At 36.8% G+C, this 13,518-nt stretch carries 10 protein-coding genes; 6 read left to right on the top strand and 4 right to left on the bottom strand.

Annotated features, from left to right (window positions below):
- Positions 1 to 2 precede the first annotated feature (2 nt).
- From CLV90_RS16795 to CLV90_RS16775, 5 genes are all read left to right on the top strand, one after another.
- Entirely contained in the window at positions 3 to 1,796 is a 1,794-nt protein-coding gene (locus CLV90_RS16795) for a PspC domain-containing protein (RefSeq protein WP_133688673.1), read from the top strand.
- 113 nt (positions 1,797 to 1,909) lie between these two features.
- Complete coding sequence (locus CLV90_RS16790; protein WP_133688672.1) at positions 1,910 to 2,641, top strand: head GIN domain-containing protein; 732 nt, start codon at positions 1,910 to 1,912, stop codon at positions 2,639 to 2,641.
- 91 nt (positions 2,642 to 2,732) lie between these two features.
- A complete protein-coding gene (locus CLV90_RS16785; RefSeq protein ID WP_133688671.1) occupies positions 2,733 to 3,746 on the top strand; it encodes a dipeptide epimerase in 1,014 nt (337 codons plus the stop codon).
- Positions 3,746 to 4,789, top strand: coding sequence for an aminotransferase class I/II-fold pyridoxal phosphate-dependent enzyme (locus tag CLV90_RS16780; protein WP_243835516.1), 1,044 nt, complete (start codon positions 3,746 to 3,748; stop codon positions 4,787 to 4,789). Before CLV90_RS16785 ends, CLV90_RS16780 begins: the two co-directional genes overlap by 1 nt.
- A 129-nt stretch (positions 4,790 to 4,918) precedes the next feature.
- Positions 4,919 to 5,365, top strand: a complete 447-nt coding sequence (locus CLV90_RS16775; protein WP_133688669.1) for a hypothetical protein — start codon at positions 4,919 to 4,921, stop codon at positions 5,363 to 5,365.
- Positions 5,366 to 5,432: 67 nt separating this feature from the next.
- Here the strand turns inward: CLV90_RS16775 and trxB are convergent, their stop codons facing one another.
- Positions 5,433 to 6,410, bottom strand: a complete 978-nt coding sequence (gene trxB / locus CLV90_RS16770) for a thioredoxin-disulfide reductase (protein ID WP_133688709.1) — start codon at positions 6,408 to 6,410, stop codon at positions 5,433 to 5,435.
- Positions 6,411 to 6,632: 222 nt separating this feature from the next.
- Here trxB and CLV90_RS16765 point away from each other — a divergent pair, with 222 nt between their 5' ends.
- On the top strand, positions 6,633 to 7,328 hold the full coding sequence (locus tag CLV90_RS16765) for a LytR/AlgR family response regulator transcription factor (protein WP_133688668.1): 696 nt from the start codon (positions 6,633 to 6,635) through the stop codon (positions 7,326 to 7,328).
- Between the two features lie 5 nt (positions 7,329 to 7,333).
- Here CLV90_RS16765 and CLV90_RS16760 read toward each other — a convergent pair whose 3' ends face one another.
- The 3 genes from CLV90_RS16760 to CLV90_RS16750 form a co-directional block, all read right to left on the bottom strand.
- Positions 7,334 to 8,467 carry a formylglycine-generating enzyme family protein gene (locus CLV90_RS16760; protein ID WP_243835514.1) on the bottom strand — a complete coding sequence of 378 codons (1,134 nt, stop codon included), beginning with the start codon at positions 8,465 to 8,467 and terminating at the stop codon, positions 7,334 to 7,336.
- Positions 8,468 to 8,516: 49 nt separating this feature from the next.
- Complete coding sequence (locus CLV90_RS16755) at positions 8,517 to 11,708, bottom strand: glycoside hydrolase family 2 TIM barrel-domain containing protein (RefSeq protein ID WP_133688667.1); 3,192 nt, start codon at positions 11,706 to 11,708, stop codon at positions 8,517 to 8,519.
- A 226-nt stretch (positions 11,709 to 11,934) separates the two neighbouring features.
- Positions 11,935 to 13,497 carry an arylsulfatase gene (locus tag CLV90_RS16750; protein WP_133688666.1) on the bottom strand — a complete coding sequence of 521 codons (1,563 nt, stop codon included), beginning with the start codon at positions 13,495 to 13,497 and terminating at the stop codon, positions 11,935 to 11,937.
- Between the last annotated feature and the right edge of the window lie 21 nt (positions 13,498 to 13,518).

Below are 13,518 nucleotides of genomic sequence, written 5' to 3'. Positions count from 1 at the left end.
TCATGAACAAAACAGTAAATATTAATTTAGCAAACATGCTCTTCCATATAGACGAAGAAGCATACAATATAATGCGTAGGTATTTAGAATCTGTAAAACGTTCTTTTGCCAACACACCGGGCAGCGATGAAATCATTGCCGATATAGAAGCTCGTATAGCCGAACTTTTTCATGATAAATTAGAAAATGAAAGACAGGTAATTACTCAAAAAGAAGTAGACGAGGTTATCGCCATTATGGGGCAACCTGAAGATTATATGGTAGATGAGGACATCTTTGAAGATGAGCCCAGAGTCAAAACTTCTTCTTCAAATAAAGAAAGAGTAAAGAAATTATATAGAGATACCGAAAAGAAATATGTTGCCGGTGTATCGTCTGGTTTAGCACATTACTTTGGTATTGATCCGTTATGGATTCGTTTACTCTGGATTTTCTTGACCATTTTTACTTGGGGCGGATTCATCTTTATATACGGTTTACTTTGGATCCTTATTCCTGAAGCTAGAACAACTGCTCAAAAATTAGATATGAGCGGCGAAACGGTGAACATCAGCAATATTGAGCGTAAAGTTAAAGAGGGTTTTGATGACGTAGCGGATCGTGTAAAAAGTGTTGACTATGAAAAAGTAGGCAATACCGTCAAAAAAGGAGGTAAAACGATTTTTGACACCTTTGGTGATATCGTAATGTTCCTTTTTAAAATCTTTGGCAAATTCATTGGTATACTTTTAGTTATCATTGGTGCTGCTACATTGATAGGTCTTTTTGTAGGGATGTTCACCGTAGGTATTTTAGATATCATTCATGTACCTGGCATTGATTTCTATAATGTAGTTAACTCTACCAACCTACCTATTTGGGTCGTTTCATTACTTGCATTTTTTGCCATCGGTATTCCGTTTTTCTTCTTAATGTATTTAGGATTAAAAATATTGGTAAACAACTTAAAGTCTATTGGTACCGTTGCCAAATTCTCTTTATTAGGGTTATGGCTGATCTCCATTATATGTTTGGTCGTCTTTGGTATTAGAGAAGCTGCAGCACATGCGTATACTGGTAGTACTTCTGTAGAAAGTGAAATTACTTCTATCATGCCTTCAGATACTTTAAATATTAGGTTAGTAGGTACAGATGAGTACGATTATGAAAAGGATATGCACATGGGCGATACCTTTATTTCTTATGATGAAGCTGGCAACAAGGTTTTGGTTTCTGATGATGTTAGATTCCGTATTCGTAAGTCGAAAGACACCTTGGTTCGTGTTCAAATTAGAAAAGAAGCTGACGGACCATCTAATAGAGAAGCAAAAGATATTGCTAGTCAGATCATCTATGAATATGAAGTAAACGGTAATACAATCTCTTTTGATGATTACTTGACCACACAAGGTCCTAAGTTTAAAGATCAAGAAGTTCGAGTAAACATATTCTTGCCAGTAGGTACCATTTTAACTTATGACCAGACAAATTCTCGAGACTGGATTACCACTGTAAACACCGATAGAGATGTTGAAGGTCTAGAAGGCTATATCTGGAAAATGACCGAAAGCGGAGAACTTGAATGTCAAGACTGTCCTGATTTTATTGAAATGGAAGATGAAGATGATACGGGCTCTAATCGCATCAATATCAACGAAAATGGCATCGATATCAATATCAATGATAATGGTGATAAAGGGAAAATTATTATCAATGAAAACGGAATTGATATCGACGTAAATGATAACGGAGAATCGTTTAAAATGAAGTTAGATGAGAATGGAGTAAAGGTTAACACTAACGATAGTATCAACTAATTACAGTTCAGACCTCTAAAACAACAATTCAGTATTTATAAATAGAAAAGGAATTAAAAAACAATCATTTTTACATCATCATAACATAGTAATCAATCAAAAAACGAACAATCATGACAACATTAGTAAGAATAACAGTAGCACTCGTATTAGCCCTATTACTTTCATCTTGTGGCTTTGATATTAACTTCGGAGATTTTGGATCTGGCGAAAAAGGCAACGGCGTAGTCGTTGAAGAAACTAGAGAAATTACTGGCGATTTTACAGAAGTTTCAAGTTCTGAAGGTTTAGAAGTATTTGTTACCCAAGGCGCAGACTTTGATATTGCCGTAGAAGCAGACGAGAATATCATTGACTTAATTGGTACAGATATTAAAAATGGAAAATTAAGAATCCACAGTATAGAGAATATTGGTAGAGCAACCAAAAAAGTATACGTAACCATGCCTAATGTAACCAGCTTACGTGCATCGAGCGGAGCTCACTTAACTACTGAAAATAAGATTAAGTCAGACAAATTAGAGGTCGATGCTAGTAGCGGTGCTATTATAAATGCAAATGTGCTTGTTACCAATATGGATATAGATGCCAGTAGCGGTGCAAATATCTCATTAGAAGGTTCTGCAAAAGAAGTTTATGTGGACGCAAGTAGCGGAGCAAATATTAGAGCTAAAGACTTATCAACTTTGGTAGCTACTGCAGATGCTAGTAGTGGAGCAAATATTAGCATCGATGTTACCGATGATTTAACCGCTGAAGCTTCTAGCGGTGGTAATATATCATACAAAGGCGACCCATCTGTTCAAAAGAACAAATCGGTTTCTGGTAGTGTTCATAAATACTAAATTATTCCTCAATCAATTCAACTTTAAAACCCACTGAAATATCAGTGGGTTTTCATTTTTTAGTTAATGAACTCATCTGTATATTAGTGGTATGCAAGTACACCTTAAGAAATATACATTACCGTTAAAACATACTTTTAGTATCTCTAGAGAATCTCATGATTTTCAAGACACTATGATTGCATCTTTATCTTTAGATGGAAAAACCGGGTATGGTGAGGCGACCTCTAATCCGTATTATAAAATCACAACGCAGAGCATGATGGATGAAATCAATGCCATATCCTCTGAAATTGAATCGTTTTCATTTACCGAACCTGAAATCTTTCACGCGTTTTTAGTGAGTAAAGGTTTATCAAACTTTGCTATTTGTGCTTTAGACTTGGCTGCCCATGATCTGTATGGAAAATTACTTGGCAAGCCGCTCTATGAGATTTGGGGTACAAGCATCGAAAATTACCCAACAACAAACTATACTATAGGTATTGCAGCTATTGATGTTATGCTAGCCAAAATGCAAGAAATGCCATGGCCTATCTATAAAATTAAACTAGGTACTAGCGATGATGTTGCCATTGTTCGCAAATTAAGAGAACATACCGATGCTATTTTTAGAGTAGATGCCAATTGCGCTTGGACGGCTGAAGAAACTATATTTAACGCTCCGCTTTTAAAGGAACTGGGTGTACAGTTTTTAGAGCAACCTTTGAAAGCCGATGATTGGTCTGGTATGGAAGAAGTGATGCACCACAGCGTATTACCCGTAATTGCCGATGAAAGTTGTATTGTAGAAAGTGATGTTGAAAAATGTGCATTACATTTTAGTGGTATAAATATCAAGTTGACCAAGTGTGGCGGACTAACCCCTGCCCTACGGATGATAAAAAGAGCTAAAGAATTAGGTATAAGTGTTATGGTAGGTTGTATGACAGAATCGACCGTTGGTATTTCTGCCATTGCGCAGCTGATTCCGCAATTAGATTATGTGGATATGGATGGTGCTTTGTTATTGAAAAGTGATATTGCAACTGGAGTTCATATTGAACCTGACGGAAAAGTTATCTTCCCTAAACTTGCCGGTAGCGGTGTTCAACTATTAGATTGATGTTTACTATAGATGAATTTCCCGATAGAACTATAAGCGTTGAAGATAAAGAATACCTATACTTTGGCGGCACCTCATATTTAAGTTTACAAACCGATGCCGAGTTTCAATCGTTGTTCATCAATAACATTAAAAAATACGGTACTGCATACAGCGCTTCCCGTAAATCAAATATTAGAATATCAATTTTTGATGAAGTAGACGCCCATTTAGCTGAAATAATTGGTAGTGAAGATTGTGTAACGATGTCGTCTGGTTATCTCGCCGGTCAGTTGGTGTGCAACTATTTTAGTCAACCCGATTACCAATTATATTATGCGCCAAATACCCATTCTGCTTTATTTAGAAATCAGCAAGAAATATTTCAAAGCTGGATGGAGCTTGAAAATGCCATTAAAACCATTACCGATAAAACACCTGTTCTCTTTTTAGATAGTATCGATTTTCATGGTGATAATTATCCGCAGTATAACTTTCTTAAAAACCTACCGCTGAAAGATATAATTCTAGTTGTAGATGATTCTCACGGAATAGGCATTACCGGAGAAAATGGTGGAGGTAGTTTCAAATTTGTACAATCGCTGGCAACAAAAGAACTTTTGGTTTCTTGCTCTTTAGGAAAAGGATTTGGAATTCAAGCCGGAGCGATATTTGGCACCAATAATATGATTAATGCGTTAAAAAATACACAGTTTTTTGGAGGCGCCAGTCCCGCTACACCTGCTGCTTTAGCAACCTTTAGAGATGCCAGTTCACTTATCACAACTAAAAGAATACAATTGGCAGAAAATCTAAGTCTATTCTTGAAAAACATATTAAATAGGTCTCTTTTTGTTTATGCGGAAGGACATCCGACCTTTAATTTTCAAAATGAAATACTTGCTAATTATCTGGAAGAAAATGGTATCATAGTTACTAATTTCAGGTATCCGACAGAAAATGATTCCCTAATGAGTCGTATAGTTTTAAGCGCCTCACACACCAATGAAGACATTTTAAAGCTTTGCGCCATTCTTAATGCATATACTTCAAACCTTCAGTAATTATTACAATTACTTAACTATCACTATGTTATTCGTAATTATTGATGCTATTTTTTGTTAAATTCTAACATTTAATTCGTATCTTTTTAGTACACATTCATCTCTTTTATTAACTAACACCTTACCACTATGAAAAAATTTATAGGATTGGTATTGTTGATGCTCATATTGGTATCAGCTGCCTCAACAAATTCCATCAACGAAAATTACATGCATACCATTCAAGGTACTTGGGAACTAGAAAGCTTTTATAATTATGACGGACAAGAAGTTATCGACACCGTACCAACTGCTGATGGGTACCGACAGGTTAAAATGTACTACAATGGTAAAATTATGTGGAGCAGATATGTACCGGTTGACAAAATTGGTAGATTCGGTTACGGCACTTATTCAATTACCGACGACAGACTAATGGAAACGCTAGAATATGGTGATAATGAAATGATCCAAGCTATGGATACCATGCGCATTTTCACCTTTGAACTTCAACTTAGTGATGATAGATTTAGCCAAATAAGCTTAGACGAAGAAGGTAACAGAACATTCTCTGAAAACTACGTGCGAATAGATTAACTCAACATATTCAACAAAAAAAGAGCCCATTCTAACGAATGGGCTCTTTTATATTTTATACTAATTACTAGTATTTATCTGCAATTGCTTCTTCAACAGAGCCAATAGATGCTAAGTAACGCTCAGCATCTAATGCAGCCATACAACCTGATCCAGCAGCTGTAACCGCTTGTCTATACTCTTTATCTTGAGCATCGCCACTAGCGAAGACCCCTGGTAAATTAGTTTTGGTAGATTTACCTTGTGTTATAAGGTAACCTGTCTCATCCATATCTAATTGACCTTTAAAAATATCGGTATTTGGTTTGTGACCGATTGCGATAAAGATACCAGTAATGGCAATTTCTTCTTTTTCGCCTGTTTGGTTGTTTACCATGCGTAAACCTTCAACTACCTGGTCACCTAATACTTCATCTACCTCAGTATTGTATCGTACATCGATATTCTTAAGGCTATGAACTCTATGTTGCATTGCTTTTGAAGCTCTCATTTCATCTCTACGTACCAACATCGTTACTTTATTACAAATGTTAGCTAAATAAGACGCCTCTTCTGCTGCCGTATCACCTGCACCAACGATTGCTACATCTTGTCCTTTATAGAAAAAGCCGTCACAAACTGCACAAGCAGATACACCGCCGCCACGTAAACGTTGCTCACTAGGTATATTTAAATATTTAGCAGATGCACCCGTAGAAATAATAATAGTTTCAGCTTCTATTTGCTTGTCATTATCTGCAACTACTTTATGAATACCTCCTTTTTCTTTCGAAAACTCAACTGAAGTTATCATACCAATTCTAACTTCTGTACCAAAACGCTCAGCTTGTTGTTGCAATTGCACCATCATCGTAGGGCCATCGATACCTTCTGGGTATCCTGGAAAGTTATCTACTTCAGTTGTGGTGGTCAATTGACCTCCTGGCTCCATACCTGTATACATAACAGGTTTTAAATCTGCACGGGCAGCATAAATAGCTGCAGTATAACCGGCAGGGCCAGATCCTATAATTAATGTTTTTACACGTTCTATTTTATCAGACATCATATCAAGTGGTTCAATTCTTATTTTCTACTACAAAAGTAGGTTTTTGAGCTAAAAACTTACAATATAGTTATCAAAAGTTTTTATACGATAATTAGCAATGAAGATAACTATTTAGTAATTTTCGGATGTTTTTACAACTTTTAGTTTGCATTAAAATTGATGAAAATGAACCTTCCCCCATTCTTTACGTATGTATATTAGAACTTATATCGATAATGAATGAAAACTTTTAAATGCGCTATAATAGAAGATTCTAACACCCAAAGAAAACTTCTTGAGCAAATTATTGAGAAAAATAAAAACCTGAGACTATTACATTCTTCTAGTGCCAGCTCTGAAAGTTTAGCAGAGGTAAACGCTTTAAAAATAGATTTCTTATTTCTTGATATTGAAATGCCTGTTATGAACGGATTCGAATTTTTAGCCGGACTAACAATTCATCCGCAGGTTATTATTACTAGTAAAGAGCAGAAATATGCCCTTGAGGCTTTTGAGTTCAATGTCACCGATTTTCTATTAAAACCCTTTAGTACTGCTCGGTTCGATTCTGCTATAGGTAAAGCTATTGACAAGATTAAATCTATTAAAAACAAACAACCTGAGAGCAAATTAGTGGTAAAACATAACCTGAAGCAGGTTGAGCTTAATGTGCATGGCATTTTATTTGTCGAAGCTTTGGGCGATTATGTTAAAGTGGTGACCGGAGAACGTAACTATATTATTCTCTCTACCATGAATGCTTTTAATAAAAGACTTGGGTCAGAGAATTTTATTCGAATTCATAAATCGTACATCATTAATTTAAAAATGGTAGAACGCTATAACCATGAATTCATTGAAATCAAGAACAAGAAAATTCCGATTAGCCGAGCCAAAATAGTTGAACTCGACCGGCTTTTAAATTGCATCGATTAAACCGACTATTCTGTTATCATATCAACCGTTGCAACGGTTCTAAACCCTGTATGTTCTAAAGAAGAATCCATACTAGAGCCCATTCTGGCAGACACTCGGTAACTAGCACAATACGATGCACTACATAAAAAGGAACCGCCTTTTATTACGCGTTCTTTTGCTAGTGGATTATTTGGTGTAAACGGAGCTTCTGCTCCTGAAGGATTTACCAAAACCGTATTTCTATCTTTTACTTCTTTATAGTAGTTGGTGTTATACCAATCGCTCGTCCATTCCCAAACATTGCCTGCCATATCGTATAAACCATATGCATTTGGAGGATATGACTTTACAGGGGCACGCAACTCGAATCCGTCAGCAATAGTATTTTTCACAGGAAACTCACCTTCCCAAGTATTTGCTTTTTCCTTTAAAACAGATTCGTCATCACCCCAATTATATATGGTACCATAAGAACCTGCTCTAGATGCCAGCTCCCACTCTGCCTCGGTTGGCAAACGTCTATTTGCCCATTCGCAATATGCCAATGCATCTTCATAAGATACTTGTACAACAGGGTAATTATCTTTGCCTTTAATGCTACTTTTTGGTCCGTTTGGATGTTTCCAATCTGCACCAATCGTCCAGTTCCACCATTGTGAGAAGTCATATAGATTCGGGACTGTTGACTTCGCTTTTTTAAACGTTAATGATCCTGGTTGCAATATGGAATCATGTGGTTTTTCGGTACCTGCAGGTACTTGCTTTTTCAGTTCTTCCCAATCAATTCCCTTTTCGGCAACTGTTACATAGCCCGTAGCTTTTATAAATGCTGCAAATTGGGCATTGGTTACTTCTGTGACATCCATAAAAAATCCGTCAACTATTACATCAACTGCTGGTTTTTCATGATCCATTGCCGCTTTATCAGCATCTACGGCTCCTTGCTTAAAAGTCGCACCAGAAACCCATACCATTCCATCGGGAGCAGTTACTCCTTCCGGCTTTTCGTTCAAAATTGTATGTTTGACTACCTGTGCGGTTTCTTCAACCTTCGCAGCAGCTTTTTCTTGGACTTTGTTTTCTTTGGGTTCTGACTTACAATTTACCATTACAAATATCAGTAAACCCAAACCTAAAAACTGTACACTTTTATTCATGCGCTAAATATACTTTCTCTTCTTTAAATTCTAGTCAAATACTGTGATTTTAACGAATAGGACTAATTACATATTCAAAAGAAAGGTTCTCAGGTTGAATCTGATATTTTTCCATCGGTAGTAATCCCCAGCTATTATCACCACCAACACCCATTTGACTATGGTCAATATTGATATTGATTAAATCTCTTGTTGGTATATCATAAGTATGCTGCTGTCTTTTCTGCATACCCTCATCAAAATCTGAATTTAACTGATGGTGCGCACTAAAAGAGAATAATTCTGGAGCGGTGATTTTTATTCCTTTTCCCTCTTTATTTTCGAATGACAAGGTTCTGATATCTGTTCTGTTTCCATTCTCTTGCGGACGTATATATTCGAAATACAAATCGGAAACATTGGCATCATACACACCTACCAAAGCAGAAGTATTACGATCTAAATAATTTTCGTGTTCTCCTCTACCATACCATTCTACTTGGTCATAGCTGTTATCAATAATTAGATTATTACCAAATCTTGGCATAATTGGCAAATCGCTGCGAATACCTTTTAACTGGGTGCTAACCAATATTTCTCCATTAGAATTAATGGTATAGGTTACATTTACTTGACCATTTACTGAAGGTAATTGGTAATCTGCGCTCAGCTTTAAGTCTTTTCTAATTTTAAACGGATTAGCAGTTAGCTTAACAGCATCTATAATCTTTTTACCCTCATTTGAGTTTACTTCTAAACTCATAATATTTTGGGTGTCGGTAGCTTCTTTCCATTTCTTTAAAAGTTTAGGCATATTGTAGCCATAATCATTATCGTTTGGTGCTCTCCAGAAATTTACGGTCGGTCCTTTTTGTAATAGATTCCCTTGTCCATAATCGATAGATGATAGGGTTCCGTTCTTACTGTTGAATCCTATTTCAAATCCGTCACCTTTTACAATTATGGTATCATCAATTTTAGTCACCTTCAAGCCCTCTATATTTTCTTCAAAAACAGATGGATTAAAATCAGTTAACTGAAACTGCTCATAAGCCAATAAATAATTTGCTGGTATTAAAGCACTTTCATTTTTTGTAGTCATATATACATTCAAATGATATTCAGAACCTGCATTCGATAATGCTGGTAAATCTATTTGAACTTCTTTAGTTTCATACGGGGCGATATCTACATCTGCCAAATTACCTTTCCCTACTTCTACCCCATTATCTAGCAATTTCCATGAAAAAGCATATTCAGATAAGTTGGTGAAATCATACATGTTCTTTAAACTGATTTTTCCCGATTTAGGATCTTCAGCTTTAAACTTCACATATTGATATACTTTCTTTACCTCATATAAAGCAGGATGCGCAGAACGATCAGGATCTACCAATCCGTTCAGACAGAAATTATTATCATTCTGTAATTCTGCTCCACCTAAGTCACCCCCAAAGGCATAAAACTCCACACCATCTTCACTGGTGGCTTTTAGACCTTGATCTACCCAATCCCAAATAAATCCACCTTGCAATACATCGTACTTTTCAATAGCATCCCAATACTCTTGTAGGTTACCAACGCTATTCCCCATCGCATGTGCATATTCGCATTGAATTAAAGGGCGCTTTGGGTTATTTTCCGCATAAGCAATTGTTTCATCTACCCTTGCATACATAGGTGCCTGTATATCTGTATTCGAGAAATTAGTCGCTCCTTCATACTGTACCGGTCTGGTAGTATCATGAGCTTTCAACCAGTCATACGTATCAAAAAGGTTTTGACCATTACCGGCTTCATTTCCTAATGACCATGTAACAATAGAAGTGTAATTTTTATCACGTTCGAACATACGAATCGTTCTATCTAAATGCATTTCTCTCCACTCTGGGCGATATGCCGGGTGAATGGCAATTGCAGCTTCATCACCATCTAAACCTTGGTTGGTCGCTCCCATACCATGAATTTCAATATTGGCTTCATCAACTACATAAAAGCCGTACTTATCTGCCATTCTATAGAAAAACTCATTTTTAGGGTAGTGACTACAACGAATGGAATTGATATTGTTTTGCTTCATTACCTCCATATCTTTCAAGGTAATTTCTTCGCTAATAACATGACCGGTTACTTCGTCATGATCATGAAGGTTTACCCCTTTTATCAATACAGGCATACCGTTTACCAAAAACTGATTGTTCTTGATTTCGATTTTTCTGAATCCGATTTTAGAACTGATCGCTTCTGTAGTATTTCCTTTTTTATCCTTTAATGTAAAAAGTAGCGTGTATAGATTAGGCTTTTCAGCATTCCATATTTTTACATTGGGAATTTCTTGTGCGAATTTTATCGTGGTCGACCCTTCAACAACATCTATTTTCTGGTCTACTTTAAATACCTCTTTAGCACCGTCTAACAAGGTAACTTCTACTTGAGCACCTTTTTGCTTTTTGCCTGTATTAGCCAGTTTTAAATTTAAACTGAATTTACCGTTGGTATACGTATCATCTAAATCTGCCACCACCGTGTAATCTTTTATGGTCGCTTTATTGGTCGCATATAAATACACATCTCTGTCTATACCGCTTAAACGCCAAAAATCTTGATCTTCTAAATAGCTGGCATCCGACCAACGTAATACTTGAACGGACAAATCATTTTTGCCCTCTTTCAGGTATTTCGAAATATTGAATTCTGCAGGCGTTTTACTGCCTTCGCTATACCCCACCATTTCTCCGTTTATATATACATACATGGCACCACTTACACCGCCAAAGTGCAAATACACTTCTTTACCACCCCAATTTTTAGGAGTTTCAAAACTGCGTTTATAACTCCCTACGGAGTTGATATCGTGAGGAATAAATGGCGGATTCTTCGGAAAAGGATATACCACATTTGTATATATTGGTGTACCATGACCTTTTAATTCCCAGTTAGATGGAACCGTAATTTTATCCCAACCTGATGTATCGAAACCTGCATTGAAAAAAGTAGTTGGGCGTTCTGGTACGCTTGCCGCATAGTTAAAATCCCACTCCCCATTTAAAGACTGATAGAAAGAGGAATTCTCCCAGCTTTCATTTGCAAGAGCCGACGTTGCATTTTCATAACGATATAAAGATGCCGTTGGATCTTCGCGATTTATTTGAAAAATTTCAGGATTCTCCCACTCCGGATTTTCCCATTTCGGAGCTTGTGCATTTATAAATGCAGTGAATAAAAAGATGCCGAGTACGCAAATTTTAATACAGTTTTTCATGTTCTAGTTGTTCAAGTGTGTTAGTTTCAATCTGTGCTAATTCACTATTATTATAATGATTTCGCATTTTAGCTATTGTGATCTATAGAAATTCACATTTTAGTGCCTAAGTATTTCAGATACTACCAAATATTCCATCCTTGCAAAATACAATTAAACTTGCGAATTTGAAAAGGATACTATGTTGTAGACCATATAAAATGATGCATTAACAAATACTATGTTCTTAATCACTTAATAATCCGTTTTCTAGCAGTGGAATCTGAAAACGATCGGTATCTGGTTTGGTGTGTTCTTTTTTGAATATTGCTGCCGCTTTTTCTAATATCTCAGGATGATCTATAGCTATATTATGCTTTTCAGTTGGATCGTTCTTTAAATTATACAGTTCTATAGTTGGCTGCTCGTCATCTTTTAAATGTTGACGAACTACTTTAAAATCGCCCATTCTAATCGCCACTTGTCCGCCATATTCGGGGAATTCCCAATACATAAACTCATGCGCTACTTGGTTCTCCTCGCCCAATAACGTAGGTAAAAAGCTAATTCCGTCTGTATCAGCCGGTTTTTCAAAATCTAGGATATCGGCAAAGGTTGCCAACATATCGTAATGTGCAGATGCATGGTCGCTTGTAGTACCCGGCTTTATTTTGCCTGGCCAGGTAAAAAATGTGGGTACTCTTATTCCGCCTTCATAAACAAATCCTTTTCCTCTACCATATACACCATCAAACGGTTTTGCGCTTTCAAAAAATGTAGGATCTGCTCCGCCTGCATAACTTGGTCCGTTATCTGATGTAAATACGATCAACGTATTCTCATAAATTCCTTCGTCTTTCAACTGCTGTACCAACTTACCTACATTCTCATCGAAATACGAAACCATGGCAGCATAAGCGGCATGGGGAGTCTGGTGCGAAAAATATCCATTTCCATTACCTGACAAATACGGCTCTTCTGGTCCGAATTTTTCCACATAATAATTTACCCAACGCTGCGGCGCTTGTAATGCTACATGCGGAATGGGAGTTGCCCAATACAAGAAAAATGGATTATCCTTATTTTCTGCCACAAAACCCGTAAGCTCTTTGAGCATTAAGTCTGGAGCGTAATCTGTAAGCGTATAATCTCTATAACTTTCAGGATTTTTTGGGTCTAAGCCTTTTGGGAAGGGTGAACTTGGCGCCACGGTATCATTCGCCAAATGCACGCGGTTTCTATTCTTGTACAAATGCAACGGATAATACGTATGTGCCTGTCGCTGGCAATTTAATCCGTAGAAAAAATCGAATCCCATTTCATTGGGTATGGAGTGTGTATGTGGAGCGCCTAACCCCCATTTACCAACCAAACCTGTTTTATACCCTTCTTCTTTTAAATAATTGGCAATCGTTTTGGTACCTACTGGCACGGGTCTTTGTCCTTCTAAGGTCGAATCTTTTGCCATGGCTTCATAGTTCCAAACATCCCCACGATCATTCCACTCATCATTACCGCGTATAAAAGAATTGCCTGCATGCTTACCGGTCAAAAACATATATCTGGCAGGAGCGCAAACGGGAGCACTAGAATAATGCTGGGTAAAAATCATGCCTTCTTGTGATAAGGCGTCTATATTAGGAGTTTCTATTTTCTCTTGACCAAAAGCACCAATTTCGGCATATCCCAAATCATCAGCTAAAATGTAAATAATGTTTGGTTTATGCGCTATAGGCTCTTCAATTTTCTTTTCATCTTGACAAGAAAAAAGCTGAATAGCCACAAAGAATAATAAAAAGGAATTTTTCATTTTTAGTGGATAGGTGGGTTG

It is taken from the genome of Maribacter spongiicola (assembly GCF_004364165.1).
In the GTDB taxonomy this organism is placed as follows: domain Bacteria; phylum Bacteroidota; class Bacteroidia; order Flavobacteriales; family Flavobacteriaceae; genus Maribacter; species Maribacter spongiicola.
The sequence above is the reverse complement of the archived record's forward strand: the minus strand, read 5'-3'. Positions and strand labels throughout refer to the sequence as shown.